The following is a 26,304-nucleotide window of genomic DNA, read 5'->3' as shown; positions in this document are numbered from 1 at the left end:
CAAATGTGTTGCCGTCATGATTCCGGCGAGAGGAAGGAATGGATGCTGGTGAGGACAAATAAGCTCTCGACTTGGGTGCCTGCAGACAGTAAACTTGCGCCATTTCCGGGATGGTTGACCGGAGCACAACGTCGCTATTGACCAAGGACAGATTTTTTTTATGCTGCTCGCTTCAGTGCTGTTTCTGGCCGGACTGCTGATGCTTTACTTCGGTGCCGATTTTCTGGTTAACGGCAGCTCCAGGCTGGCTCTCTCCTACGGGATACGTCCGCTTATCATCGGCATGACGGTGGTTGCTTTTGCCACCAGCATGCCGGAGATGCTGGTCTCGCTGGTCGCCGCCATGCGCGGTTCGGCCGATCTGGCGGTCGGCAACATTGTCGGCTCAAATGTCGCCAATATCGGTCTGATTCTCGGCGCGGCCGCACTGCTCTGTCCGATGACCGTCGCTCCCAGCGTCATCAGGCGGGAACTGCCGTTCATGATCGGTTCTTCGCTGCTGCTGTATGCCTTCTGTTTTGACGGCATGATTTCCGCGGGCAACGGTCTGGTGCTGCTGGTACTGCTGTGCTGTTTTCTCGGCTATTGCCTGCGCAGTGCCCGCAGCGGTCAGGTGGAACGGGTGGATACGGACCGGGTGCGCGAGGAACAGGCGCGTCGGGGGCGCGACCTGCTGCTGATTGTCGCCGGTATCATCGGGCTCGGTATCGGTGCCGAGATGATGGTTCGGTCGGCAATGACCATTGCCCGTCATTTCGGTATTTCGGAATTGGTCATCGGTATCAGCGTGGTCGCCCTGGGAACCAGCCTGCCGGAGCTGGCCGCCTCGCTGATGAGCGCCTGGAAGGGTGAGATGGAATTGTCGATCGGCAATGTCATCGGCAGCAATATTTTCAATATCCTCTTTGTTCTCGGCCTCTGTCCGCTGTTCAGTCCGCTGGCGGTTCAGCCCACGCTGCTGTGGGTTGAATTGCCGGTGATGATCGCTTTCAGTGCCGGATTGCTGCTGATCTGCCTGGGGCGCCGGCTCAACCGGCTGCATGGTCTGCTGCTGCTGGTCTGTTATGTTCTCTTCATCGGGATGGTTTTCTGGAGGTAGGGCATGTCGCGAATCCTGTTGTTGCTGGGGATCTTCCTGGTCATGGCCGCCCCGGTTCGGTCGGCCGATGTCATGACGACGCAAACCGGGTTCGGATCACCGGCGCCGGTCGTTGCCGCTGATCCGGATCCTCTAGACCGGATGCTGGGGGAACGCCAGTCATTCGATATCGCCTTTCTCTGGTTCGATCGTCTGGCCAGTGGAGAACTCAGTCTCGTCACCACCGAAGAGACGGGACGTTATCGCGCCGTACTCGAAGCGAAGACACTCGGTCTGGCGGCCTGGCTGACCCGGGATCGGCTGCAGCGTTATGAGTCCCTGTTGCGCCGTGGTGAGGACGGTCGGCTGTTGACCATCAGTCATTCGTCAACGATCTTCAAAGGGAAGGGCAGGAAACGTCGCGGCCGCACCAAAATCTATACTTTCAACTACGTTGATCGCCTGGTGGAGGTCAGCGTTGAGCGCAATGGCGAGATCAGCAGCGGGGAGTCGCTGCCGATGGCTGAAGGTGAGCAGCCGCAGGATATCCTGGCCGCGTTTTACAACTTCCGCGCCGGTTATTACGGCCCCCTGCGTCCGGGGCGCAATGTGAGAATCCCGACGTTCACCCGCAAGGGGCCCTCCGAAATCCTCATTGATGTGCTGACCCGAAGTGAATGGCCGAAAAAGTTGAAGATTCCCGAGGGGGATGTTCTCTGCCGGGTGACTCTTGATCCCGAGGTTTTCAAGACCGGCGGCGGCAAGGTCTATGTCTGGTTCAATGCCGACCGGGTTCCCGATGGCGGCGTGGTGGAAAAGGTGCTCGGCATGGGAGATGTCAGGGGAACCCGGATCAAAGGATCAAACAATGTCCAATGAACGTATTTACGTTATCGGTCATCGCAATCCGGATACCGATTCGATCTGCAGTGCCATGGCGTATGCGCGGCTGCGGCAGCGCCAGGGGATGTCCGGTGTTGAACCGGCCCGGGCCGGTCATCTGAACCGGCAGACCGAGTTTATCCTCGAACAGCTGTCATTGCCGTTGCCCAGGCTGTTGAACGATGTCTATCCGCGGGTGGCGGACGTGATCGGCGATCATGTTGTCACCATCGGCGCCGACGCTCCGTTGTCACGGGCGATGGAGTTGTTCCACCTGCATGGCATCCGTCAATTGCCGGTCGTTGACGAGGACGGGGCGCCGCTCGGGCTGCTGGTGCTGAAACGGGTCACCGAATGTTTCCTGGTGCCGCGCCGCGAGGCTGATATCAGAAGGGTGCTGACCTCTCCCGCGGTACTGAAAGCCTGTCTGCAGGCCCGGGATCTGACCTCTTTTGACCCATCCCGGGTGGAAGAACTGAATCTCTACGTCGGTGCCATGGCGACCGACACCCTGCATCAGAAAATCCATGGCCGCGACCCGCGCAAGATGATCCTGGTCACCGGTGACCGCGAGAGCGTGCAGCGGGAGGCGGTCGAGGTCGGGGTGCGGGTCCTGGTGGTCACCGGCGGCTGTCCGGTCCCCGAGGAGATTGTCGAGCGGGCCCGGCAGCGGCAGGTGACGGTGCTGTCGACCGGGTTCGACACCGCGACCGGCACCTGGCTGAGCCGACTGGCTACGCCGGTCGGAGAACTTGTTGACGGCCAATTTCTCAGTGTCGAACTGGGGGACAAGGTCGAGGATCTGCGTCTCAAGCTGGTGCACAGTGACCAGCCCGGCGCCCTGGTTCTTGATGGTGACGGCCGGGTCCGCGGCATCGCCACCAAGAGCAACCTGCTGGCCCCTTCGCCGCTGAAACTGATCCTGGTCGACCACAATGAGCTGTCCCAGGCGGTTCCCGGGGCCGACAAGGTTGAGATCCTCGAGGTGATTGATCATCATCGGCTGGGCAACTTCCATACCGATCAGCCGATCCGTTTTGTCAACCAGCCTCTCGGCAGTACCTGTACCGTTGTCGCTACTCTCTACCGCCAGGCCGGGATTGATCCGGAACCGGCTTTTGCCGGGTTGATGCTGGCCGGGCTGCTGACCGATACGGTGATCTTCAAGTCGCCGACCACCACCGACCTCGATCGGGAACTGGCCGACTGGCTCGGATCGCTGGCGGGGTTCGATCCGGTCGAATTCGGGCAACGAATTTTTCAGGCCGGCAGCTCCCTGGCCGGTTTCTCCAGCCGCCGGGAACTGGTGTTGTCCGACTTCAAGGAATTTTCCGCCGGTGATCGACGCTTCGGTATCGGCCAGGTCGAAGTGGTCAATTTCGCCGAGTTTTACGACCTCAAGGATGAGATCGAGCAGGCCCTTGCTGAAATCCGTCGGCAACGCGACCTTGGAACCATCGGCCTGCTGGTCAGTGATATTGTCCGCGGCACCAGTCTGCTGCTGGCTCTCGGGGATCCGCAATTACCCTACGTCATCGGCTATCCCCGCCTTGAAGAGAATCTCTACGAACTGAAAAACGTCCTTTCCCGCAAGAAACAGCTGGTCCCGCATCTGTTGAAGGTTCTCCAGGACTAGCCGGACCGCGTCTCCTAATCCTTACCGGAATCGTCCTGATGTGAAATAAAGTCCACAAAAAAAGAGTAAAAATATTTTTAATTTATCTGGACCAATAATTCGCCCCTGTTAAGATTAGGCTCATCATTGTGTCATCCTGCCTGAAGACCGCAGGTCCGTCGGCAAGATAACGCGCACACCTAACCGTATGACAGGAGGCGTTATGACAAGACAGGGAAGGATGTGGAGGTCCTGGGTTTATGTCGCTCTGGCGGCGACGAGTGTATTTCTGCTTTTCGGCTGCAGCGACAGTGATAACGCTCCGGCCATTCAGCCAACGGTCAAGGTGACGGATACGGCCGGGAACGTCGTGGAAGGCGCGACGGTTTTCGCCATCCCTGCGGCTGATGTGACCGAAATCTCGGCCCAGCCGATTACCCTGCAGGCGGACGGCGACTACGCTCCCGCTTCGATGAACGTTGATGAACCCCTGGAAGATCTGGTCAACGGCAACTTCACTCCCACCAGCGGTGGTGTTGCCAACTATGTAACCGCGGTGACCGATGCCAGCGGCAAGGCTGTTTTGAAAGGGTTGTCGACCGCCGCCAGTGACAAGTTTTTCATCTATGTGGCTCCCGACACGGCCGACAGCAGTCATCTCCCGGGCGGCAGTCTCTGCCGTAACGCTGTGACCGGTGCGTCCCTGAACAACAAGGTGACGGCCGTTGAGCTGTCGACGACACCGTCGGCCACGGCCACTTATATCGGTTCCAGCGCCTGCCTGAGTTGTCACGACGGGACCGATGCTCCGGACAAGAGTGGTGTCATGCAGACGGCGCACAAGCACGGCATCATGAATATCGGCTCGCCGAGCGGCCTGCAGGACCTGACCCGGTTCGACGCCAATGACGGCATCTACAATTACATGGCCGGTGTTGACATGTTCACCGCCGGTGATATCACCAGCGGCGGCACGACGGTTTATTTTTATGACTACGATGCCACCCGCGGATTTGACAAGTTCCAGACCCAGATGACCGATCCGGGAGTGGGGCATACCGTTTACGCGACCGTGCGCTTGTACAAGGATTCGACCACGAACAAGTACATGATGCAGATCACCAATGTCCTGAATGCCACCGACCCGGCCAGCCCGACAACGATCGAGGCTGTCATGACTTATGGCGGCGGCGTCTACAAGCAGCGCTACCTGGCAGCTGACGGCTCTGACAGCCTGCATATGCTGCCGCTGCAGTATCAGGCCAGCGGCGATGACTCTTCGGGCGACCGGACCCGCAAGCAGTACCGCGACTATCACATGGACCGCTGGTACGATGTGGCCACCGATACTCTCACGCTCCCCAATGATGACAAGAGCTTCGACATCAACTGTGCCGCCTGCCATTACAACGGCTACCAGGTTGTTCAGAATACCAACGGCACATTCACGGCCACGGCGGTGGCGGATCCGAACGGGACCATCAATCCGCTGAATGGGCAGGCTGAGGAAATGAACGTTGGTTGCGAAACCTGCCATGGCCCGGGTTCCGAGCATCAGGCCGCCGGCGGCAACGGGGTTGCCATCGTCAACCCGAACAATCTCTCCGTTTCGCGGGTGACGATGATCTGCGGCCGCTGCCACAGCCGTCCGGAAGGGAATAACAGTTTCGGCACCCATACCGACCAGCCGCTCAACACCTCTAACGAGATGCTGCGTCCGGGTGGCAGCAGGGCCGATTACCTGGCCAACTACACCTTCCGCGATGATGCCAACTCCGGCTCGATGTGGGGTGACGGACTGCATTCCAAGTCGCATCACCAGCAGTACACCGACTTCATCAAGACGGTGAAATACCGCAATGGCAGCGCCCTCAAGACCTGCGTCGACTGCCATGAAATTCATGCTCCGGGAACCGACCGGCACCAGCTCAGCGGCACCTCCGACAACACCCTGTGCGCCGGCTGCCATCCGACCCAGGGCGCGGATATCCAGGCTCACATGGAAGCCAAAACCGGAACAACAGCGATGCCCGCAACGACCATGTGCATCCAGTGTCATTTCACCAAGAACGCCAAGTCCGGCGCCGGTGATCCCGTCGGTAAGGTCGGGGCTTCCGGAACCACCTATCGCCACAACGATATCAGTTCGCACCTGCTGGATGTGCCGACCAAGGCTGACACATCCACAACCAACGCGATGCCGGTTCCTTACACCAACACCTGTGGCAGTTGCCACAGCTTGAGTGCCCCGCTGTAATGTGGTTGACGGAGTTCTGAACCTTCAATGAAAACGAGTAGCGTTCCCGGAATTTCCGGGAACGCTATTTTTCTGTTTACCTGAATCCGTGAGTTACTGTTGGATGGAGAGTGCAAGTGCGTGTTCTGAACAGGTTTTTCAAAAATCTGTAGCGCACCCATAGGTTCGCTGGTGATTTTTGGAAAGCTCAGGCAGGACAATGACTTGTGCTATCCGTCGACAAGGGGCTCAATGATTCAGGTGTTTACAGATGAATCGCTGATGATCCCGGTCCATGTCGACACCTAAGATGTTGTTGGCGAGGTTTGCCGGCAAGGCGTGACATTCGGTGTAGGCATTGTTATAAGAATTTGAAAGGTTTACAAGTTCGGAACATGTTTATGCTCAACCAACGGGAGTATCCGGCTCATGAATGCCGAGGCAGGTTATTTTATTCTCTACCTGTTTTATGGACTGGTCTTCTTCATGATCGGTGCCAGCATCACGTCAAGAAATCTGCGCGCCAGCGACCTCAAGGTGGCCGAATTCTTCTGGGTCTTCGCCCTGTTTGCCTATCTGCACGGTCTGAATGAATGGTTCGAGCTGTTCATAAGGGAAAATCCTGATTTCATTCAGGGCCCCATGTCCGCCTACCTGCTGTCCGGCCGCATTCTGCTGCTGGGCGGCTCCTTCGGACTGCTGTTCTGGTTCGGTCTGGAACTGCTGCTGTGGAACTCCCGCAGCAGGAAGCTTTGGATGCTCATCGTTTTTCTGGTGGCCATGGTCGGTCTCGGCCCCATCGTGATCGGGTATTTCCAACGCGGTTACGCTCATTTTGATCTCTACCTGCGCAACTTCATCGGTTTTCCCGGTGCCGTTCTTTCCGGGGTCGGTCTGATTAAATACAGTTCTTCGGTTGAATCTCTGAGCCGTCGGGGGGCGAAGAACCTGGCCTACGCTGGATACGCGATTCTGCTGTATGGCTTCTTTACCGGAATCTTCCCGTCCGGGTGGAATCTTGGCGGGGTTCCGATAGAATTTTTTCGTGCCTGCGCGGCATTGCTGATTTTATTCGGTATCACCCGTGCCCTGCAGATTTTCGATGTTGAACGAAGAGCCAAGATTCAGGCTCAGTTGAAGCGCTTCACCCAGAGCGAAAAACTGGTGGCATTGGGGAAGCTCTCCGCCGGCATTGCCCACGAAATCAACAATCCGCTGGCTAAGGTTCTGTTGAATGTCGAGATGCTGGAGAAAGACCTGAACCGGGAGGGCCGGTTCGATACGACCCGTCAAACCAGGATTGACGCGATTAAGCGTAACCTTGAAAGGGCGGCGAAAATTGCCGGTGAACTGCTGTTCTTTTCCCACAACCGGGAAACGGAATTTGTCGCCTTTTCCTTGAATGAAGTTGTCCACAAAACCTTTCAATTGATCGGCAGCCGCCAGGATCTGTACGATTTTGAATTTGAACCGGGGGAGATCCCGAAAATTCAGGGCGTCCCCTGGAAGATAGAAGAGGTCCTGCTAAACCTGCTGATGAATGCCATGGAGGCTTCTGAACCGGGTGGCGGGATAAAGGTAAGAACCCGGGTTGAACAGGGCATGGTCGTCTGCACCATTGAAGATCAGGGTTCAGGTATCAGTGAAAAAGATCTCAATTTCGTTATGGATCCCTTTTTCACCACCAAGGAGATCGGCAAGGGAACCGGACTTGGCCTCGCCATCTGTTTCGGCATCATGGAACTGCATGGCGGCGAAGTCCTCATCAGCAGCAGGGAAGGCGAGGGGACGACGGTTCGCCTGCAGTTCCCCTGTGGGGAAGAATGATAGCGTTGTCCAAACTCACCTGCAGCAGCGTTGCTGCTGATGTTTTTTGCTTAGCCGACCACTCTTTTGCTTTCTTGCGAAATCAGGATAATTGACGCTATGCAAAGTATCCTTATCGTCGATGATGACCGGGAGTTGCGCGAAAATCTCAGCGAGGTTCTTAACGATGAGGGATTCGCCGTAACTGCCGCTGCGGACGGTCGTGCGGCAGTTGAGCTTGTAAAGAGCAGGGATTTTGACCTGGTCCTGCTGGATATGGTCATGCCCGGCCTCAGCGGTCTGGAAGCGCTGCTTTTGATCCAGCAGCAGAAGCCGCATATCCGGGTGGTGATGATTACGGCGTTTTCCACGGTGGAAAATGCCGTTCAGGCGATGCGTCGTGGTGCTGCCGACTACCTGACCAAGCCGTTTCGGACCACGGTGCTGGTGTCGACGATCAGAAGAGTTCTGGAAGAAGCCAGGTTCAAGGCCTGCAAGACGGTTCTCGATACCGACAGCACCTTCAACGCCCTGGCCAATCCCCTGCGCCGGAAGATCCTGATGCTGCTGGGAGAAAAAGGCGGCCACCGCCGGTTCATGGATCTGACCCGTGAGCTGGGCATCGACGATCATACCAAGGTCAATTTTCACCTGAAGGTTCTCAAGGAAAACGGTCTTGTCGATCAGGACGGACAGAAATATTATGGCCTCAGCGCCGAGGGCGAAAAGGTGAATCAATGCCTGAATGTCATCATCAAGCATCTGACAGGCTGATGAAAAACGTCCATCTGCGGCGTTGTCCTTCTCCCGCGTCAGCGACGTACCTTCCGGCACCCTGAATCCGGCTTTTTTACTGACCACCTGGTTTTCACCGAAACCTTTTCAGTTCGGTAACTTGCACTCATTTTTATCCTCATTTCATCGCCGCTTCGGGTATACTGTGACCTGAACGGGAGAGTGGAGCGGAGATGAAACGAAATGCTGTCATCCTGAACAGGGCCCGGTTGCTGTTCTGCGGTTTCGCCCTGTTGCTGTTGCCGGTCCCCTGGTTGCAGCCTGTCGGCCAGGCTGCCGCGGAGGACCGGGTCGCGTCGATCGTGAGCAGTGTTCTGGCCCTTGACAGTGCCCGGAAAACGGTCGTTGAGGCGCTTGCCACACTCCCTCCCACCAGCTCCGAACGGATGGATTCTCTTGATTTTACCGCCTACCTGAATACCCGGATCAGCAGTTACTGCAGGCAGCTTTATCTGGCGGGGGCATTGACGGAACTGGAACGATTGCCATGCCCGGCCGCGACTCGTTACGGGGGACGACCTGTCGGAACGGACACGCCCTCCGCTTCAGCTCCGGCGTTGACCCGTGCCGAGCGCACCGCGCGACTCGATGACAAACTGCTTGAGGCGTTGGGAGAGTTCGATGAGATGCTGGCGAAGGAAGAGGCGAAAATCGCCACCCGAACGCCGAAACGGAGGGAGAGTGGTGGGGCCGGTGGGAGTCGGTCCGCTGCCGATTCGACCGGTCAGCAAGCTGCCGGAGAGGGACAGACGACAGCTTCTGTGAGTGAACGGCAGGAGGGTGCCGGTGGAGCTGATGTCACCTCTGCCAGCGGGAGACGGACGGCAAAAGCCGCGGAAAACGCATCCGCTGAGCGTCAGGGCCCCGTTGCGAGTCCCGGTCAACCCGGTTTCGGCGGTGGAAGAAAACTGCCCCCGCCGGAGGATGACGACATTGTCGCCCGCCAGCTGCGCGAAGCGGCGCAGAAGGAGCCTGACCCGGAATTGCAGCGGAAACTCTGGGAAGAGTACTGGAAATACAAAGGCGGGGTGAAAAGTGACTAGCCCCCGGCTCTCCATCTGGCTGATCCTGGGGATTGCCGTGCTGCTGCTGGGTGGCTGCGCGTCCGGCATGGGGAATGTACCGGACCGGGCCCGGCCGATGATGGCGGCCGCCGAATTGGCCGACAGCGAACTGCTTGACGTGACGATCTCGGTATTCGATTCCGCCGAACTGAGTGAAAAGGAGAAAACCCGGCTCGGCCTGTCCGAGGAGATCCGTCGGGCGGAAGAGCGGTTCATGCCGGTCCATCTCAAGTACACCATGCAGCGCAGCGGTTATTGGGGTGCGGTCAGGGTTGTCCCCGGTGAGGGAAACGCTGATGTCCGGGTGGAGGGAACCATCCGCTACTCCGACGGTGAGCACCTGGCGCTCAAGATTCGGGCCACGGATGCCCGCGGTGTGCAGTGGTTTGAAAAGACCTATTCGGAAAATGTCAGACCGGCGGATTATGCCGGTATTGTGCCGGAAAAGAAGGACGCTTTCCAGGATACCTACACGACCATCGCCAATGACCTGGTGGTCTACCGCAATCATCTGACAGCTGAAGAATTGCAGAATATCCGCCGGGTTGCCGAACTTCGTTTTGCCGCTGAAATGGCTCCCGATGCCTTTGCCGGCGATCTTGAACAAGATGGCGAAGGACTCTACCGGATTCGCCGCCTGCCGGCCGCGGACGACCCCATGTTGCGTCGGATTCGGGCCGTTCTGGGGCGGGACGCCATGCTGGTCGATACCATCAACGACTATTATGATGCCTATTACCGCGATCTCTGGCAGCCCTATGCCGATTGGCGCCTGGAACACGGCAAGGAGGTTGCGGCCATGCGCGAGGTGGAAAAGGAAGCCCTGACCCGAAAACTGCTCGGCATTGCCGCCATCGCCGGTGGGGTGCTGCTCAGCACCAGGGACAACAGCCTGGGGAATTCATCGCTGCCGGATGTCATGATCATGGGCGGCGCGGCCGCTGTTTACAGCGGTTTTCAACGCAGCAAGGATACGATTATTCACCGTGACGCCATCGCGGAATTAAGTACGTCTTTTTCCGCCGAGGCGGAACCGCTGGTGGTGGAGGTGGAAGGTGAAACCGTTCGGTTGACCGGTTCCGCGGAAGAGCAGTACGCCCAATGGCGCTCCCTGCTGCGGACGATCTATGGATCGGAAACCGGCCTGCCGGTAACCAGCGATGCCGACAGGGAAAAACCAGGTCCTCAAGCAACGGAGAAAGCTGTCCGGAATGGTGATGGAGAATTCAAACCCTGACAGAGAGCGGGCGCGCCCGACACCGCCCGTCGAACCTGCTCCGCCTGCGGGAGCGGAGCAGGGAGGGGGGCGTTCCGCCGGGTCGGGGGGACGGCTGGTCCTGGGGCTGGGTGTGGTGCTGCTGCTCGGTGTCCTGCTGGTTCTGTTCTGGCCGCGGCTGCAAGAGTCGCCAGAAGCGCCTGAACCGCCAGTGTCCGGTTCTGTTTCCGAGACGCCGGTTGTTGCTCCCGGGACACCTGCGGGGCAGGAAGATGCCGTAGGAAAGGATCCTGAGACGGAGCGGCTGCTGCAGTCGTGGCTGGCCAGACAGGCGGCCGCCGAAGCCGAGGATGTCTCCTCCTGGGGCGGGGCAACCTATCGCGCGGCGGTCGCAGCGGCCGCCGAATGTGAACGTCTGGCCGGTGACCGGCAGTGGGTGGGCGCCCGGAAGCAATGCCGCGCGGCGACAGCCCGGCTGGATGCCCTGCTGAAAGATAAACCACAGCTTCTGACAGCAGCTCTCGAACGTGGAACGCGGGCCCTGGAGGGAGGGGATGCTGAAACGGCCGACAACGCTTTCCGTCGGGTGCTGAGCCTCGATCCGGAGAATGCCGTGGCCCGGGACGGGTTGCAGCGGGCACGACAGTTGCCGGAAGTGTTGAAGCTGACCGCTGCCGCCCGGAGACAGGAGACCGCCGGCAGTCTCCGGGAGGCCCGTGATGCGTACACTGCGGCACTGGCCCTTGATGCCCGCTTTGTTCCGGCCCGGGAAGGATTGTCGCGGGTCGAGGCGGCCCTGGTTGAAGAGCAGTTTCAGCAGCTTGTGAGCCGGGCTCTCAAGGCCCTGGCCGAAGACCGTTTTGCCGCAGCCGGCAAGGCCCTGGCGCGGGCTGAGAGGCTGAAGCCGCATGACGCGACCGTCACTGATCTTCGGCGGCAGCTGACGCAGGCGCGGCTGGGGGCGCGGTTGCAGCAGTTGCGGCGGGAGGCGGCCGCCCATGAAGAGAAGGAAGAATGGGAAGCAGCCCTGAAAACCTGCGACCGGGCTCTGCAACTCGACCCGGCCGCCGCCTTTGCCAATGCCTGCCGGGAGAGGACCGGCAGGCGGGTTGAACTGGACCGGCAGCTGGCACAGACACTGGCCGTTCCTGATCGTCTGTTTGAAGAAGGCCCCCTGGCGGCGGCCCGGCGACTGCTGGACAGGGCATCCCGAATCACGCCTGCCGGGCCTCGTCTGGAAACACAGCTGGCCGGGCTGAAAAAACTGATCCACGAGGCCGAGGCCGAGGTCGAGGTGCTCTTCACCTCCGACGGGAAGACCGAGGTCGTTATCTATCATGTCGGTCGTCTCGGGCGGTTCCAACGGCAGCGGCTGGTGTTGCGGACCGGCGATTATACGGTGGTCGGCAGTCGTGACGGTTATCGCGATGTCCGCCGGGTGCTGAAGGTGCGCCCCGGTTCCGGCCCGATACATTTTACCTTGCGCTGCGAGGAACCGATTTGAGCCGTCTGATTGAAATTCATGCCCCGAACCAGGAACCGAAACTGGCGGAGACCGAGCTGCCGCTGGTTGTCGGTAGCGGCCCGGATGCCGATATCCGCTTGCCGGGCGACACCGGTGTCCTCGCCCAGGTGGGAGAGTCCGACGGCCATCTTTACCTGCAGCCGGTCAAAACCGCGGCGGGACTCTTTCATAATGATGAGCCGCTGCGTGCTTCGGTATGGCTGAAGTCGGGCGATATCAGCCGTTGCGGAGAGTCGTTGATTCATTGGCGGATCTCAGGGCAACGACTGCAGGTTATGATTTCGCGAATCGACGCGTCCGCGACGGATCCTCCCGTGGTTTCACCGCCGCTGTCGGTCGGGGCGGGGACGGCCGTCGAAATTCCACTCCCGCCACCGACACCGGCCCGACGCTCACCGCGACGACTGCGGGCGGTTCTGGCCGGCCTGTTCGGGGTACTGCTGGCCGTCGCCCTGTTCGTTCTGGCCGCGGTGCCGTTTCAGGTCGAGGTGACCCCGACGCCGGAGTCCCTGGATATCTCCGGGTTCCCGCCGGTGGTCCGGTTTGGCGTCGGCTATCTCGGGATCCCCGGCAGTTATCGGTTGCATGCTGAAAAACAGGGCTACCGGCCGCTGGATGAATCGATAGAGATCCGCCGTGACCGTCGTTACCGGTTCACCCTGGAGCGTCTGCCGGGGGTGGTGAGGGTTGTCAGCCATCCTCCCGGAGTGACGGTGCGGGTTGATGGAACCCCGATCGGGACGACGCCTCTGCCGGGGATAGAGATTCCGCCGGGTGAGCACCTGCTGCGTTTCGAACATCCCCGTTACCGATTGCGTGAGGAGAAGCTGCTGGTCGCCGGTGGCGGCAAGCGGCAGGACCTGCGCGTTGATCTGCAACCGGCCTGGGCCAGGGTCCGCCTCAGGACCGAGCCCGCCGGGGCGATGGTGCGTGTTGACGGTCGGCCACGGGGTCGGACGCCGCTGGAACTGGAATTGATCGAGGGACAGCGGAAATTGGAGTTCGCCGAGGAGCAGTTCATCCCCCTTGAAGCCACGCTTGTTGTTGAAGCCGGGCGGGATCTCGCTCCCCCCGTTTATCGACTGCAGCCCGCCCCCGCAAGCGTGTCCCTGAACTCGGTGCCGAACAGCGTGACGGTCGCGGTTGACGGCCGGTTTGCCGGTCGGACGCCGCTGACTTTGTCCCTGGAAAGCGGGCGGAAACACGAACTGCGGTTGACAGCCGCCGGCTATCGGAGCCGCGTCGTCAGGATGCAGTTCGAAGCGGCAGAGAAACGGGTTCTGGATATTCGGCTTGAACCGGAATACGGTGTTGTCTTCATCAACGCCGATCCGCCGGATGCCGAACTCTTCATCGACGGACGAAAACAGCAGCGCTCAGTCGGTCGTTTCCGCCTGACCACCCGGTCGCACAAACTGGAACTGCGGGCCGCCGGTTGCCGGAGTCTCACCCGCGAGGTGACCCCGAACTCCGCCTACAGCCGCCGGCTTGATCTCACCCTCAGCAGAAAAGGGCCATCCTCCGGAACCGCGGGCGCGTCCCTGTCGTCCCGGATCAAAACCGCCCTTGGACAGGAGCTGGTTCTGGTTCGCCCCGCTCCCTTTCAGATGGGTGCGTCCCGCCGTGAAGCCGGCCGTCGCGCCAACGAACGACAACATCAGGTGACGCTCAAACGGCCCTTCTACATTGCTGTACGGGAAGTCACCAACCAGGAGTTCCGCCGGTTCATGGCCAATCATAAATCGGGGATGTTCCGCGGCCGTTCCCTGGATGGTGATGACCATCCGGTGGTCAATCTCAGCTGGGAGGATGCCGCCCGTTTTCTCAACTGGCTCAGCAAAAAGGACGGACTCCCGCCGTATTACCGGGAAGAAAACGGCAGGCTGAGTGCAGTGCAACCCCGGGGAATCGGCTACCGGCTGCCCAGTGAGGCGGAATGGGCCTACGCGGCGAGGATGGCCGGTCGGCGGCAATCGGCCCGCTACCCCTGGAGCGGACGTTACCCGCCGACCACGCCTGCCGGGAATTTTGCCGATGCGTCGGCCCGGTCGCTGCTGCCGGTGGTCCTGGATCACTATCGTGACAATTTTCCCCTGACCGCGCCGGTCGGCAGTTTTCCGGCCAACCCGGCAGGACTCCGGGACCTTGGCGGCAATGTCGCTGAATGGTGCCACGACTATTATGCTGTCCAGCCGACCGCTCCTTCCAAGGGGGATGTCGACCCGCTGGGTCCTGCGGCGGGAGCCCATCACGTGGTTCGGGGGTCGAGCTGGCGTGATGCCGGCATTACCGAGCTGCGTTTCAGTTATCGGCGCTACAGTCGTAAGCCGGAGGACGATATCGGTTTCCGTTTCGTGAGGTACGCCCGATGAAATTCGTTATCACTCTATTGTTGCTGCTGTGCCTGCTGCCCCCCTTCTCTGCTTCGGCCGAAGAAAAAGGATCGAAACCCGGGACCCGGACCGGAGCCGTAAGCGAAAAACCGTTGCCGCGTCCGGAAAACGGGCAGCACCCGGAAACGAAACAGCGACAGAAGAAGGCTCCCTCCTGGCCGCGACCGTACAAGCCCAGCGAGGAGATACGGGTGGACAGCGTGGTGCCTTTCCCTGTGGACATCTAGGAGGCTGTTGAGTATCCATGGACTGGCTGCAAATCCGCGCGTTCGGCCCATATCCCAGCTCTATTTTGCCCCATAGCCACTGCTATGAGGCTGCAATCGAGCCGAAATCTGGTCTCAAACGCTCGAATTTTCGCTTCAGCCTGTATAGTCAACAGCCTCCTAGGCCGGGCAAAAACGCCCATCTGCCGCGTTCTCCTTCCCCCGCGTCAACGACGTACCTTCCGGTACGCCTTATTCCGCGGGGATGCGGACGCCTTGCATCTGGACATTTTTTCTCAGCCCGGGGACCCTGACGTTTCAACACTCTGCTTGAGACAACTTTCACTTTTTCGAGGATGACAACCATGATTGCTGGCAGAAATTTTCCCACCGAGATGGTCTACCAGGTTTTCAGTCTGCTGATCGTCTTCATCCTGGTGCATGGCTTCTATGTCGCCCTGATCCGGCCGCGGGCCGAGGCTTTTCTGGCCGCGCAGCAGCAGCGGCTGGCGCGTCAGCCGGACGCGGTACAGGAGCAGAGTTTCTACGTGGTGCTGCGCGATTACGAGCAGGAAGCCTGCCTGGTGCTGTTCTTCTGGGCGGCGGCGATCCTCGCCTACAAGGGAGTGGCGGTCAGACGTCAGCGGATCCAGCTGGAGGAGGATCTGCTGCAGCTGCCGGTGGATATGCCGATCGGCCCGGAAGATACCCGGGGACTGATCCTGCGGCTGCAGGCCTTGCCGGAAGAGAACCGTCGCCTGCTGCTGCCGACGACCCTGCTGACGGCGATTCGGCGGTTCGCCGCCACCGGCAATATCCAGGACACCGCGACCGCGGTACGGGACAGCTGCGGAGCCCATGACGACCGCCTCGATTCGGAACTGTCGATCATCCGCTATGTCGCCTGGGCCATTCCCTCGGTCGGTTTTATCGGTACAGTTCGCGGTATCGGCGCCGCCCTCGGCCAGGCGCATCGCGCTGTTGAAGGAGATATCAGCGGGGTAACCCGGAACCTGGGCGTGGCTTTCAATTCAACCTTCGTTGCCCTGGTGTTGAGCATTATCCTGATGTTCTTCATCCACCAGCTGCAGTTGCGGCAGGAACGCCTGACTCTCGATACCGAATCCTGGTGCCAGCAGAACCTGGTCAACCGGTTGCGTACCCGGCCGATTCCCTGAAACGGCGCCGATCGGAGACTCATTCTTGGCCCGTAAAGAACGCAAATCCCCCCAGTTCAATCTCGCTTTCCTCGATGTCATGTGCTGTGGTTTCGGGGCGGTGGTGCTGCTGGTGATGCTGCTCAACGGCAAGATGCTGACCCATCGCAAGGAGATTGTCGCCGACCTGCAGAGCGAGGCGACTCGTCTTGATCGCGAGGTCCAGGCCGGGCAGCGGTACCTGGTCGAGCTGCGCAACAGCCTGGAACAGTCAGACCAGGAGATTGTCCGCACGGAAGGTGCGTCGCGGCGGGTACTTGAACAGATTGAACGGACCCGCCGTGAACTGGCCGAACTGAAACGGAAAAGTCGTGCCGAGCGACGACATGTCAAGGCCCTGCAGGCGGACCTGCTGAAACTGGATCAGCAGCAGCGCCGGCTTGCCGTCCAACAGCGGGATGCGGATCGCGGTCGGCAGGCGCGCAGCTTCATCGGGCAGGGTGACCGGCAATATCTCACCGGTCTGCGGCTGGGCGGCAAGCGGGTGCTGCTGCTGGTCGACGCCTCGGCCAGTATGCTCGACGAGACCATCCTCAATGTCATTGTCCGCCGCAATCTCGGCGCCGACGAAAAGCGCAGCGCCCCCAAGTGGCGGCGGACGGTGAAGACCGTTGAATGGCTGACGGCCAACCTGCCGGTGGACAGCAGACTGCAGATCCTGCTTTTCAATACCGCGGTCAAACCCGTTGTCGAGGAACTGCAGGGAACCTGGGTGGCGGTTGGCGACCGGCCGAACGTCGATCGGCTGCTGGCCGCTCTGCGGCAGGTCGTTCCCGCCGACGGGACCAGCCTTTACCAGGCCTTTGCCGCCGCGGCCCGGCTGCGGCCGCGGCCCGACAATATCCTGCTGCTGACCGACGGCTTGCCGACCCAGGGCAGCAGCAGGCCCCGGGGGAGCAGGGTCTCCGGCGAGGAACGGCTGCGGCTGTTCAAACAGGCGGTTCGCAAGCTGCCCGCGGGGGTGCCGGTCAACATTATTCTTTTTCCCATGGAAGGAGATCCGCTGGCCGCGATTTCCTTCTGGCAGCTGGGATTGACGACCGGCGGCTCCTTTCTGACTCCGACCAGGGACTGGCCATGAGAAAACATCGACGCCAGCTGGAAATTTTCAATCTCTCCTTCCTGGACGTGATCTCCTGCGGCTTCGGGGCCATCATCCTGCTGCTGGTCATCGCCCGCATCTTCGAACCCCAGGTGATCGAGCAGACCAGTACCGAGCTGTCCGGCCAGGTGATCGCGTTGAAAAACCAACTGGAGGAAATTCGCGGCGAAACCCGGATTCTCAACCGTGAACTGACTGCCCGTCAGGAACAGTTGTCGGACATGAAGAACAAGCTGGCGCGCCTGCAGGGGGAATTGAACGATATCGAAGGCCGCTATCGACGTGCCGGTACCGACAGCGAGGCGCAGAGCCTGGTTGCGGGTAAACTGGAGAGCGCCCGACAGAAGCTTGACGAGGAGATGCAGCGGCTCACTGCCGGCTACCGACGGCCTGCTGAGAATGCCGTGATCGGAGGGATTCCGGTCGACAGTGAGTACATTATTTTCATTATCGATACCTCGGGCAGCATGCAGCAGTTCGCCTGGCCGCTGGTGCGCAGGAAGATGAAGGAGGTTCTCGACATCTATCCCCATGTCAAGGGTATCCAGGTACTCAATGATATGGGCGATTACATGTTTTCCCAGTATGCCGGGCGCTGGATCCCTGATTCGAAGGCGCGTCGGCGGGCGATACTCAATCGCCTGGCGGGCTGGGCGCCGTTCTCCAACTCCAGCCCGGTGGAGGGGGTGGTGCGGGCGATTCAGCGTTTTTACGCGCCGGACAGGCGTATCAGCCTCTATGTATTCGGCGATGATTTTGCTGCCGGGGACATGCAGGCGGTGATCGAGGAGGTGCGACGTCGAAACGCCGTGGCCGGTCGCGGCAGCCGGGTCAGAATTCATACTGTCGGCTTCCCGGTGCAGCTGATTGAGCCCCGGGCCGGTCGCGGTGCCGCCCGTTTTGCCGCCCTGATGCGTCGCCTGGCGGAAGAAAACAACGGCAGTTTTGTCGGTCTTGGGAGACTGCGGTGACCTGTTTATTCAGCCAGGTCTCTGATTTCCTGCAGCCTTTCCTGCAAGATCAGGCTGTCGGTGATCGGCGGCAGGCAGGCCGTTCGGGTGCAGAGATAGGCTGTGGTCTGCCCGTTGCAGGCCGGGCGGTCCCGCAGCAGCGGCAGGTCGAAGGGTTGCAGGTCAGGGGTCCCCACGAGCAGGAGCAGGTCGGACGGGCCCATTTCGCGGGCAATCGCGAGCCAGTCTTCAGCCTTTTCGTTGCAGCCGGGGACGATGACCAGAGTCGGTCCGGGGTCGAGGTGGCTGTCGAGCGCGCCGAGCAGCCAGGCGTAGGCGCGCGGGTAGCGTTCCACCTGGCCGAGATGGTTTGCCAGCAGGGTTTCTCCGGTCCGGGTGAAATGTTTCAACCCGGTCAGACGTCCCAGTTGCAGCAGCAGGTCCGTCGCCACTGAAATGCCCGAGGGCAGGGCGCCGTCCTGCAGGTTGCGTCCCCGGATCAGAACCGTCTCGGCATCCTTCCCGGTATCATACAGGCCTCCCCGGCCATCACCGAACAAATCCAGCATCTGCTCCGCCAGCCTGCTGGATTCTTCCAGCCAGCGCGGGTTGAAATCGGCCAGGAAAAGTTCCAGCAGGCCGAACCCGAGCCCGGCATAGTCTTCGAGAAAACCGGGGATGGCTGCCTCATTATGACAATAACGTCGCAGCAGACGGCCATCCTCTCGCCGCAACCGGGTGAGGATGAAGCCGGCCGCCCGGACGGCGGCCTGCAACAGTTCCTGTCGGTCGAAAAGGCTCCCGGTCCGGGCCAGGGCGCCCAGGGCCAGACCGTTCCAGCCGGTCAGCAGCTTCTCGTCGCGATGGGGGCGGGGCCGCCGGTTTCTTGCCGCCAACAGCGTTTCCCGAATGCGGTCCAGCTTCGTGTCGAGAACCGTTTCGACGTCTCGCCTGTCGGTGTTCGACTGCCGCAGCTCGGTACGGAAGGTGAGAATTGTCCGTCCCTCGAAGTTGCCGGCCGGCGTCACGCCGAAGGCGCGGCGGGCCAGTTCCGCGTCCCCTTCGGGGAACAGCCGCTGAATCTCTTCATCATCCCACAGGTAGAATGTTCCCTCGGCGCCTTCCGAGTCGGCATCCTCTCCGGCGTAGAAGCCGCCTTCGGGATGCTGCAGGTCGTGCAACAGGTAGGAGCCTGTTTCACAGGCCATGGCGGAATAGAGAGGTTCGCCGGTGTCCTGTGCGGCCCGGGTCGTCGCCAGCATCAGCAACGCCTGGTCGTAGAGCATCTTTTCGAAATGCGGGACGAGCCACCGGCTGTCGACCGAGTAGCGATGCAGGCCGAAACCGAGCTGATCGTAAATACCGCCGCGGCGGATCGCGGCCAGGGTGTTGAGGGCCATCTGCCGCGCCTCTCCGGAAGGGTCGCGCCGGGCCAGTCGCAGCAGCAGCTCAAGATTGTGGGGGGCGGGGAACTTGGGGGCGGAGCCGAATCCGGCGAAACGCTGATCATAATCTCGGCGGTACTGCTCCAGGGCTTTCTGCAGCAGGTGTTCTTTCGGGGAGCCCGGGCTGACCTGGCTGGTTTCGACATGCCGCAGGGCCGCGACCACCTGGGTTGCGCTCTGCAGCAGTCTGTCGCGATCCGCGGTCCACATGTCTCGGACCTTGTCGAGCAGATCGAGCAGTCCCGGCTGGTTACCCCTGGTTGTCGGCGGCAGGTAGGTGGCGGCGTAAAAAGGTTTCCGGTCCGGAGTCAGCAGCAGGGTCAGTGGCCAGCCGCCACCACCGGTCATCAGTTGGCAGACCGCCATGTAGGTGGCGTCAATGTCGGGACGCTCTTCCCGGTCAACCTTGACGGCGATGAAATGGGCATTGAGGACCGCGGCTATCCGGTCCGAGGCGAAGGATTCGTGGGCCATGACGTGGCACCAGTGACAGGTGGAATAGCCGATCGACAACAGCACCGGCCGGTCGCGTTGTCGGGCTTGTTCAAAGGCCGCGTCACCCCATGGATACCAGTCGACAGGGTTGTCGGCATGCTGCAGCAGGTAAGGACTTTGTTCGAAAATCAGGCGGTTGAAATCCGGTCCGCCGTTCTCCGGCAGGGAGGCGCGGTCAAGGGCGGACAGCTGCTTGAGGTCGGTTGGAGTCATGACTGCCATTGTAGCAGCCGATCGGGGCGTGTGTCTGGAGACGGGTATAAAAAAAGCCCCGTGAAGGAGGGGTATCACGGGGCAAATGTCCTTCGGCTTGGGGCCGAAGGTCCGATTGATGCCTACATTAACTGAAACTTGGGGTGGATGCAACCTGTTTTGTTGTCTGAATGCGGTTCGCTGAATCAAACATGATGCTTTCGCAACTGCGCAATAGAGAGGTTGGCTGAGCATCGGACGGGATGGAGCGGACAAAAAAAGACCCCGTGCACGGAGGGGGGGTGTACACGGGGTCATGCCGATGAGCACCGAAATGCTCACAGGCAGGACTATAGTAAGGACTCTCCGGAAAAGATTCAAGCAAAAAATTTGCTTATCGTGGAAAAAATGTGGTTCTGTAAACGATTGAAAATTAAAGAAAATTTCATGTAGCTCGACCAAGGGAATGTGGCTCGTGAAAATCCATGGACCGACGGAATTTTCGGACCGTGTTTCCTGCGGATCCAGTGCAGTCCGGTTTGAACGAGGGGACGGAGAGGGATTCCGCCGATTCTTTTCGGTTTTCGGCTCCCCTGCGGGAAGACGCCCGGAATTCAAGTTTCAGAAACCGCATTTTTTGTTTCATGTCGATAAAAATTCCATTAATAACAGTAGGATATGATTGTTCATGTCGGGTTTGCCAAGGATCATGTGTCGGGTGACATTTTCGATTTACTTAGCGGGTGAGGGTCTGTTAGACTCGCCGCACTGCAGGAGGTCCTTGCCTTGGAACAGCATCTGCCCCCCACTGTCCTGATCGACGGCGCAGCTATCCGTCGTATCCGGGAAAGTAAAAAACTGACCCAGCTTTATGTGGCCAAGGTTGTCGGGGTGACGACTGACACCATTAGCCGCTGGGAAAACAACCGTTATCCGTCCATCAAGCGGGATAACGTCCTGCGCCTGGCCGACGCCCTGGAGGTTGAGGTCGCGGACCTGTTGCGGACGGAAGAGGATCCGGCCGATCAGGTTGCCGAGGAAACATTCATCTCACGTTTCAGGCTGTTGCCGTTGTTGCTGCTCTGCGTGCTGCTGCTTGGCGTCCTGGTTTTTTATTTCCAGCGCAAACCCGAACCTGTCGTGGTGCTGGCAGAGCGTGTGTTGCCCCGCTATGCGGCGCCGGGCAATGTCATCCCGGTCTGGATCAGGATTGAACCGACCCTGCGACGCAAGGGATACATTCTGCGTGAACATTTCCCGCGTGGATGGAAGTTGATTGAGGCGAACCCGCCGGCCTCGAGCCTGGACAATGTCGAAGGAATCGCCCGCTGGATCGTCAAGCCGGGTGAGGACAAGGAAAAAATCGTCTATCTCCTCAAAGTTGACCGGTCCAGTACCCTCGGTGAAAGCCAGCCGTTTCAGGGCGAAGTTGTTGTCAAGGGGGGAACCCAGGAAGCCCCGGCCCAGGTCGGCGGTCACATGGAGATGACGATCGCCGGTTACCTGTGGCCCGATGCCAACGGGGATCATGTCATTGATGATGGGGAAATGCTTGCCGCTTCAGACGTCTATGATGAGATGAGCGGTGTGCATCTCGACTGGAATTTCCTGGAAAAAGTCTGGGATGCCGGTCGTTACAGCTGGAACCGGAAAAGGAATCGCTTTGTGCCGGTCAAAAGCAAAGCGCCCGGACCACATCCCTCTGGGGCCGTTGCCGCCGACGGAACCGCTGCTGCCAACCCGGCCGATTGAATCCCTTCAGGCCAGGTAAACCGCTCGTTCGTCTTTGAACGATTCGCTGAATTCCTTGCAGAAGGTGTTCAATCTCGCCTCTTCAAGCCGCAGTGCCCGGGCTCCGGGCAATGTCCACAATTCACCCTCCGAGTGGGGCAGGCGATAGCCCACGTTCAGGTGCCGGCAGATGCCGCTTGCGAGGTTGACGGTTGCCGTCAGCGTGCAGACTTCTTCCGGACAGTCGTCGGGCAGGGCGAAATCGTGGTGGTGAAGAATGCACTGCACGAGAGTCGCCGGGAAATTCCAGCGATCCAGCACCGCGGCGCCTATTTCCGCATGGGTGAACTGGTAGAGTTCTTTTTCCAGTTGATGACTGGCGGATTCGCCGAGAACTTCGGCGTCCGCTATGCGGCGATACTGTTCCCGGCTGTGATTGTTCATGATGATTCGTCCGATGTTGCTGAACAGTCCCGCCAGAAATGCCTCTTCCGGATCGATGACCGCAATGCCGTTGGCGATGATTCTTGCGGCAATGGCGCAGCCGATGGAATTTTCCCAGAGCATGCGCTCGTATACGCCGAAATGTTTGTTGATGCCGCGCAGACTGGCTTCGAGTACCAGGTGTCGCAGGCGGCTTTCACCGAGAATAACGATGGCGTGGTTCAGGGTTGCAACATGGTTGCCGGTATAGAACAGGGGGGAGTTGGCGGTCTTCAGCACCCGCGCGGAAACCGCCGGGTCGCGCGCGATAATCTCCGCGAGCTTGTTGGCGGAACCGTTCGGGTCCTGCATGATCTGCAGGGCCTTGACGGCGATGACCGGCGTCGGCGGGAGATCGCCGAGCGATTCTATGACGTTGCGAAAATTCAGGTTCATCGGCATCGGGCTGGTTCATGATCCGCTTTCTTTCACTGCATTTATCGGTCGGGGTGGGAAAATCCTTAATCAAAAACCGGAACCGGTGTCCTGAGCCCTGCGGGGTCGGGCAGGTGAACCCGTGAGTTTCTGCCGGAAGAGGGGGCAGGCAGGCCTGTCGTTCTCACCCCGGCTCAGGCTCCATAAAACATCCGCAGGTGCTTGATCAGGTGCAGCAGACCGATGGCGGCAACCATGAGACCGGCTCCACGGACCATCCAGAGACGGGCCTTGTTGCTCAGCCAGTGGGCCGCGGTGCCGAATCCGAGCAGGGCCGGCGTGGTGCCGAGACCGAAGGCCGCCATGATGGCCCCTCCGCTCAAGGGATGACCGCTTTGCGCCGCGGTCATCACCATGGCATAGAGGAAGCCGCAGGGGAGCCAGCCCATCAGCAGTCCGAGCGGCAGGGCCGACAGGGTCGGCGGCAGACTGCGGAAGCGCGACAGCAGACCTGCCATAATTTTCATCGGGCCGGGAAATTCCAGCCGGTTGAGGTTCCAGTAACTGAACAGACCGGCAGTACCGAGTCCGAGCAGGATGACAAACAGATCGGAGAGGACCAGCAGGATACGGCTGGCGCCGTGCATGGTTCTGGTCAACTCCATGGTTGAGCCGATCCAGCCGACGATGATGCCGATCAGTATATAGGTCGTCACCCGGCCGGTATGATAGAGCAGATGGAAGGGCAATCCCCCCCGCTCTCCCTGCCGGGAGATACCGAGACCGGCAACCAGTCCCCCGCACATGCCGATGCAGTGTCCGGAACCGAGCAGCCCGGTCACCAGGGCCATGGAAACCACGGGGTCAGTTATCGTCGGCATGATCATCCTCCTCCTCCGCCGCTGGGGACACCGGATCATCATCCAGCATCCGGTATTTCGGTCCTTCCATATCGTCGAACTCTCCCTTTTTAACGGCCCAGAGAAAGATCAGCCAGGCACCGGTACCGATGCAGAGGGAGAGAAATATCAGGATCAGGGTTGAACTGAGCATGGGACCTCGCCGGGGGAATGTTGTGTTTGCGGCGGCAGGGGACCTCGTCGGGCAAGGCGCAGGGAATTGCCGACCACGCAGACCGAACTGAAAGCCATGGCCGCCGCGGCGACGATCGGCAGCAGTTGTCCCGCTGCGGCCAGCGGCAGGGCAATCAGATTGTAGGCAAACGCCCAACCGAGATTCTGGCGGATGATGGCGAGACCCCGGCGGGAGAGCATGATCGCTTCCACCAGGCGCCGCAGGTCGGGACGGGTCAGCACCAGGTCGGAGTTCTCCAGGGCGATATCGGTACTGCCGGTCATGGCGCAGCCGACCTCCGCCTCCGCCAGGGCCGGGGCGTCATTGATGCCGTCGCCGACCATCAGCAGCTGCTGTCCGGCCGTTTTCTGCTGATGAAGCCAGTCCGCCTTCAACTGCGGAGTCAGTCCGGCATGGATTTCATCAATGCCCACCTGTTTGGCGATTGCCCGGGCGCTTGTTTCGTGGTCACCGGTCAACATCACGGTTCGCAGGCCCATGGCATGCAACTGGTCAACGACTTCGGCTGCTTCGGGACGCAGACAGTCGGTGAGCAGAATGCAGCCCAGGTAGCGGGGGCCTTTGGAAACATGGACTTCACTGGCCGCCCGGCCGTGGTTGTTGATTTCAGCAGGAATCGGGTGGGGTTGGAACGCCCGGTTGCCAACCCTGATTTCTCCGTCGGGACCGTCTGCCGCCACCCCCTGCCCGGGGACAGTCCTGGCACCACCCCGCAGGGGAATGGGCAGGTTTCTGTTCCGGGCAGCGGTCAGGATGCCGCGGGCGATGGGGTGACTGGATCCGGCTTCGACAGTGGCTGCGGTCTGCAGCAGCTCCTCGCTGCTGCATTGCCAGGGGAGAAGTTCCACAACCTGCGGTACGCCGAGGGTGAGGGTGCCGGTTTTGTCGAAGGCCACCGTAACCAGGCGGCCGGTGCGTTCGAGGATATCGCCGCCTCGGAAGAGGATTCCCCGGCGTGCCGCCTGTCCGGTGGCGACAAGGACCGCTGTCGGTGTCGCCAGGCCGAGGGCACAGGGGCAGGCAATAACCAGTACCGCCACCGCGTTGAGCATGCCGGCGACCGGATTGCCGCCGATCAGCCACCAGCCGATGAAGGTCGCCAGCGACAATGAAACGACCAGGGGGACGAACAGGGCCGCGACCCGGTCGGCCAGGACCTGGATCGACGCGCGGCGGGCCTGGGCCTCTTCTACCAGGCGCGCGATTCGGGCAATGAAAGAGTCCTCGCGGACACAGGTCACGCGCAGGGTGACGGCCGTGGTCAGGTTCAGGGTCCCTGCGGAAATTCTGTCGCCGGGACGCCTGCAGACCGGCAGCGGCTCCCCGGTCAGGGCCGATTCATCGATTTCGGTACTGCCGTCGGCCAGTGCTCCATCGACCGGAAAACGTTCGCCGGGAGCCACCAGGACCAGGTCGCCGGGGTGGAGACTGCTGCTCGGGACCACTTGTTCGCTGTTGCCGTCGATTCGGGTCGCGGTTTGCGGTGCCAGGTTCAGGAGTTGATCAATGCCGGAGGCGGCGCGGTGACGGGCGGATTCTTCCAGCATCCTGCCCAGCAGGATCAGGGTGACGATCATGGCAGCGGTGTCGAAATAGACCTCGGCACCATGAGTCATGGCAAAGAGGCTGTAGCCGTAGGCTGTCAGGACGCCGAGGGCGATCAGCAGATCCATGTTCGGCATCCGGTTGCGCAAACTGCGCCAGGCCCCGTTAAGAAACGGCCAGCCGCAGTAAAAGACCACCGGGGTGGTCACCAGGGCGGCGAGAAGCTGGATAATCTGCTTGCTGGCGCTGTCCATTCCCTGGAAAAAACCGGCATAAAGGGCGATGGAATAGCCCATCAGCTGCATGGAAAGAAAAGCGGCGGTGCCGAAGCGGATCAGGGTGCTGCGCTGTTGCCTTCGGGCACGATCCCGGACCGCGTCGGCCGTGTGCGGACGGGGCAGGTAGCCGATGCGGGCGATGCGGCGACAGAGCCCGGCGGCATCGGTTTGTTGGGGGTTGAAGCGCAGGCGCAGGCGGTGAGTGCCGTAATTGATTCTTGCATCAACAACGCCCGGGGTCCGCAACAGCACCTTTTCAATCAGCCAGACACAACTGGCGCAACGGATGCCGTCAAGCAGCAGGGTGATTTCGGCCTGTTGTTCGTTGAGGTGACGGATATGCGGTTCCATCTCGGCGGGGTCGAAGTCGCGTTCGAAAACACCGGGATTGATGCCCGCTTCCCGCCAGTCGCGTCTGCGGTAAAAATCTTCCAGACCGGCACCATGGATCAACTGGTAGGCGCCATGGCAGCCGTGACAGCAGAAATTCAGCGTTTTGCCGTCATGTTCGCCCGTAACAAGGTCCGCAGGGGGGATCGGCAGTCGACAATGATCGCATTGCGGGAGAGGCTGGTCCATA

Annotated in this window: 20 protein-coding genes; 15 read left to right on the top strand and 5 right to left on the bottom strand. The window is 60.4% G+C overall.

The window, feature by feature from the left end; translation table 11 throughout:
* Positions 1 to 160 precede the first annotated feature (160 nt).
* The 14 genes from B5V00_RS02155 (at position 161) to B5V00_RS02085 (ending at position 18,106) form a co-directional block, all read left to right on the top strand.
* Complete coding sequence (locus B5V00_RS02155) at positions 161 to 1,099, top strand: calcium/sodium antiporter (protein WP_085009068.1); 939 nt, start codon at positions 161 to 163, stop codon at positions 1,097 to 1,099.
* Positions 1,100 to 1,102: 3 nt separating this feature from the next.
* Complete coding sequence (locus B5V00_RS02150; protein WP_085009066.1) at positions 1,103 to 1,957, top strand: DUF3108 domain-containing protein; 855 nt, start codon at positions 1,103 to 1,105, stop codon at positions 1,955 to 1,957.
* Positions 1,947 to 3,596: a putative manganese-dependent inorganic diphosphatase gene (locus B5V00_RS02145; RefSeq protein ID WP_085009064.1), complete on the top strand. Its 1,650-nt coding sequence runs from the start codon at positions 1,947 to 1,949 to the stop codon at positions 3,594 to 3,596. Before B5V00_RS02150 ends, B5V00_RS02145 begins: the two co-directional genes overlap by 11 nt.
* A 202-nt stretch (positions 3,597 to 3,798) precedes the next feature.
* The gene (locus B5V00_RS02140; RefSeq protein WP_139800621.1) at positions 3,799 to 5,832 is read left to right on the top strand and encodes a hypothetical protein; all 2,034 of its coding nucleotides are present in this window, start codon (positions 3,799 to 3,801) and stop codon (positions 5,830 to 5,832) included.
* Positions 5,833 to 6,240: 408 nt separating this feature from the next.
* The gene (locus B5V00_RS02135) at positions 6,241 to 7,638 is read left to right on the top strand and encodes a sensor histidine kinase (protein WP_085009060.1); all 1,398 of its coding nucleotides are present in this window, start codon (positions 6,241 to 6,243) and stop codon (positions 7,636 to 7,638) included.
* A gap of 99 nt (positions 7,639 to 7,737) precedes the next feature.
* Positions 7,738 to 8,391: a response regulator gene (locus B5V00_RS02130; protein ID WP_085009057.1), complete on the top strand. Its 654-nt coding sequence runs from the start codon at positions 7,738 to 7,740 to the stop codon at positions 8,389 to 8,391.
* A 194-nt stretch (positions 8,392 to 8,585) separates the two neighbouring features.
* Positions 8,586 to 9,455, top strand: coding sequence for a hypothetical protein (locus B5V00_RS02125; RefSeq protein ID WP_085009055.1), 870 nt, complete (start codon positions 8,586 to 8,588; stop codon positions 9,453 to 9,455).
* Positions 9,448 to 10,713 carry a YajG family lipoprotein gene (locus tag B5V00_RS02120; protein ID WP_085009053.1) on the top strand — a complete coding sequence of 422 codons (1,266 nt, stop codon included), beginning with the start codon at positions 9,448 to 9,450 and terminating at the stop codon, positions 10,711 to 10,713. The genes B5V00_RS02125 and B5V00_RS02120 overlap by 8 nt, the downstream gene beginning before the upstream one ends.
* A complete protein-coding gene (locus B5V00_RS02115) occupies positions 10,694 to 12,196 on the top strand; it encodes a tetratricopeptide repeat protein (protein ID WP_139800620.1) in 1,503 nt (500 codons plus the stop codon). Before B5V00_RS02120 ends, B5V00_RS02115 begins: the two co-directional genes overlap by 20 nt.
* Positions 12,193 to 14,589, top strand: a complete 2,397-nt coding sequence (locus B5V00_RS02110; RefSeq protein WP_085009049.1) for an SUMF1/EgtB/PvdO family nonheme iron enzyme — start codon at positions 12,193 to 12,195, stop codon at positions 14,587 to 14,589. Before B5V00_RS02115 ends, B5V00_RS02110 begins: the two co-directional genes overlap by 4 nt.
* The gene (locus B5V00_RS02105; RefSeq protein WP_085009047.1) at positions 14,586 to 14,837 is read left to right on the top strand and encodes a hypothetical protein; all 252 of its coding nucleotides are present in this window, start codon (positions 14,586 to 14,588) and stop codon (positions 14,835 to 14,837) included. The genes B5V00_RS02110 and B5V00_RS02105 overlap by 4 nt, the downstream gene beginning before the upstream one ends.
* 344 nt (positions 14,838 to 15,181) lie before the next feature.
* Positions 15,182 to 15,994, top strand: coding sequence for a MotA/TolQ/ExbB proton channel family protein (locus tag B5V00_RS02095; RefSeq protein WP_085009043.1), 813 nt, complete (start codon positions 15,182 to 15,184; stop codon positions 15,992 to 15,994).
* 25 nt (positions 15,995 to 16,019) lie between these two features.
* Positions 16,020 to 17,114: a vWA domain-containing protein gene (locus tag B5V00_RS02090; RefSeq protein ID WP_085009040.1), complete on the top strand. Its 1,095-nt coding sequence runs from the start codon at positions 16,020 to 16,022 to the stop codon at positions 17,112 to 17,114.
* A complete protein-coding gene (locus tag B5V00_RS02085; RefSeq protein WP_085009038.1) occupies positions 17,111 to 18,106 on the top strand; it encodes a vWA domain-containing protein in 996 nt (331 codons plus the stop codon). The genes B5V00_RS02090 and B5V00_RS02085 overlap by 4 nt, the downstream gene beginning before the upstream one ends.
* Before the next feature lie 5 nt (positions 18,107 to 18,111).
* On the opposite strand, the gene B5V00_RS02080 is transcribed toward B5V00_RS02085, so the two are convergent.
* Positions 18,112 to 20,238: a thioredoxin domain-containing protein gene (locus tag B5V00_RS02080; protein ID WP_172399584.1), complete on the bottom strand. Its 2,127-nt coding sequence runs from the start codon at positions 20,236 to 20,238 to the stop codon at positions 18,112 to 18,114.
* Between the two features lie 765 nt (positions 20,239 to 21,003).
* On the opposite strand from B5V00_RS02080, the gene B5V00_RS02075 reads away from it, so the two are divergent.
* Positions 21,004 to 21,969 carry a helix-turn-helix domain-containing protein gene (locus tag B5V00_RS02075; protein WP_172399583.1) on the top strand — a complete coding sequence of 322 codons (966 nt, stop codon included), beginning with the start codon at positions 21,004 to 21,006 and terminating at the stop codon, positions 21,967 to 21,969.
* A 6-nt stretch (positions 21,970 to 21,975) separates the two neighbouring features.
* On the opposite strand, the gene B5V00_RS02070 is transcribed toward B5V00_RS02075, so the two are convergent.
* The 4 genes from B5V00_RS02070 to B5V00_RS02055 form a co-directional block, all read right to left on the bottom strand.
* Entirely contained in the window at positions 21,976 to 22,833 is an 858-nt protein-coding gene (locus B5V00_RS02070) for an HDOD domain-containing protein (RefSeq protein ID WP_085009032.1), read from the bottom strand.
* 167 nt (positions 22,834 to 23,000) lie between these two features.
* The gene (locus B5V00_RS02065) at positions 23,001 to 23,687 is read right to left on the bottom strand and encodes a sulfite exporter TauE/SafE family protein (RefSeq protein ID WP_216355447.1); all 687 of its coding nucleotides are present in this window, start codon (positions 23,685 to 23,687) and stop codon (positions 23,001 to 23,003) included.
* Entirely contained in the window at positions 23,671 to 23,859 is a 189-nt protein-coding gene (gene ccoS, locus B5V00_RS02060; RefSeq protein ID WP_085009029.1) for a cbb3-type cytochrome oxidase assembly protein CcoS, read from the bottom strand. The genes B5V00_RS02065 and ccoS overlap by 17 nt, the downstream gene beginning before the upstream one ends.
* Entirely contained in the window at positions 23,841 to 26,303 is a 2,463-nt protein-coding gene (locus tag B5V00_RS02055) for a heavy metal translocating P-type ATPase (protein WP_085009027.1), read from the bottom strand. Before B5V00_RS02055 ends, ccoS begins: the two co-directional genes overlap by 19 nt.
* Position 26,304 lies beyond the last annotated feature (1 nt).

It is taken from the genome of Geothermobacter hydrogeniphilus (assembly GCF_002093115.1).
Lineage (GTDB): Bacteria > Desulfobacterota > Desulfuromonadia > Desulfuromonadales > Geothermobacteraceae > Geothermobacter_A > Geothermobacter_A hydrogeniphilus.
This window is presented reverse-complemented; position numbering and strand designations above follow the sequence as displayed.

Excerpts from the sequence above, each read along its gene's own strand:
- B5V00_RS02155 (WP_085009068.1), top strand. The coding sequence starts at position 161 with ATGCTGCTCGCTTCAGTGCTGTTTCTGGCCGGACTGCTGATGCTTTAC.
- B5V00_RS02150 (WP_085009066.1), top strand. The coding sequence starts at position 1,103 with ATGTCGCGAATCCTGTTGTTGCTGGGGATCTTCCTGGTCATGGCCGCC.
- B5V00_RS02145 (WP_085009064.1), top strand. The coding sequence starts at position 1,947 with ATGTCCAATGAACGTATTTACGTTATCGGTCATCGCAATCCGGATACC.
- B5V00_RS02140 (WP_139800621.1), top strand. The coding sequence starts at position 3,799 with ATGACAAGACAGGGAAGGATGTGGAGGTCCTGGGTTTATGTCGCTCTG.
- B5V00_RS02135 (WP_085009060.1), top strand. The coding sequence starts at position 6,241 with ATGAATGCCGAGGCAGGTTATTTTATTCTCTACCTGTTTTATGGACTG.
- B5V00_RS02130 (WP_085009057.1), top strand. The coding sequence starts at position 7,738 with ATGCAAAGTATCCTTATCGTCGATGATGACCGGGAGTTGCGCGAAAAT.
- B5V00_RS02125 (WP_085009055.1), top strand. The coding sequence starts at position 8,586 with ATGAAACGAAATGCTGTCATCCTGAACAGGGCCCGGTTGCTGTTCTGC.
- B5V00_RS02115 (WP_139800620.1), top strand. The coding sequence starts at position 10,694 with ATGGAGAATTCAAACCCTGACAGAGAGCGGGCGCGCCCGACACCGCCC.
- B5V00_RS02105 (WP_085009047.1), top strand. The coding sequence starts at position 14,586 with ATGAAATTCGTTATCACTCTATTGTTGCTGCTGTGCCTGCTGCCCCCC.
- B5V00_RS02095 (WP_085009043.1), top strand. The coding sequence starts at position 15,182 with ATGATTGCTGGCAGAAATTTTCCCACCGAGATGGTCTACCAGGTTTTC.
- B5V00_RS02085 (WP_085009038.1), top strand. The coding sequence starts at position 17,111 with ATGAGAAAACATCGACGCCAGCTGGAAATTTTCAATCTCTCCTTCCTG.
- B5V00_RS02080 (WP_172399584.1), bottom strand. The coding sequence starts at position 20,238 with ATGACTCCAACCGACCTCAAGCAGCTGTCCGCCCTTGACCGCGCCTCC.
- B5V00_RS02070 (WP_085009032.1), bottom strand. The coding sequence starts at position 22,833 with ATGCCGATGAACCTGAATTTTCGCAACGTCATAGAATCGCTCGGCGAT.
- B5V00_RS02065 (WP_216355447.1), bottom strand. The coding sequence starts at position 23,687 with ATGCCGACGATAACTGACCCCGTGGTTTCCATGGCCCTGGTGACCGGG.
- ccoS (WP_085009029.1), bottom strand. The coding sequence starts at position 23,859 with ATGCTCAGTTCAACCCTGATCCTGATATTTCTCTCCCTCTGCATCGGT.
- B5V00_RS02055 (WP_085009027.1), bottom strand. The coding sequence starts at position 26,303 with ATGGACCAGCCTCTCCCGCAATGCGATCATTGTCGACTGCCGATCCCC.